A 337-nucleotide genomic window follows, 5' to 3' on the forward strand; every position below is an offset into this window, starting at 1 on the left:
GTGATACGCCAGCCAGCATTGTTGATAGCGCGGATCGTCTTCGGGATCGACAATCTCGAAGTCTTCGCCGCACTTGAGCTTCGAGCCCATCTTCTTCAGACGCATTTCGATCACCGACGGACGGCCGACCAGAATCGGCTTGGCGATCTTTTCCAGCAGCACGAATTGCGCGGCGCGCAGCACGCGCTCGTCCTCGCCTTCGGCAAACACGATGCGCGCCGCCTCCGACTTCGCCGCGGCGCACACCCGACGCATCCCCATGCCCGTGCGATACACGGTGGTGCCGAGCTCTTCGCGATACGCGTCCATGTCCTTGAGCGGGCGGGTGCCCACGCCC

General features: G+C 63.8%; 1 protein-coding gene. It reads right to left on the bottom strand.

Translation table 11 applies throughout. From position 1 onward, the window contains the following. Window positions 1–337 (bottom strand): phosphate acyltransferase (locus EN824_RS33940; protein ID WP_281041411.1); only part of this gene is annotated, 337 nt, incomplete at both ends.

The sequence above is a fragment of the Mesorhizobium sp. M8A.F.Ca.ET.181.01.1.1 genome (assembly GCF_004792025.1).
Classification (GTDB): Bacteria; Pseudomonadota; Alphaproteobacteria; order Rhizobiales; family Rhizobiaceae; genus Mesorhizobium.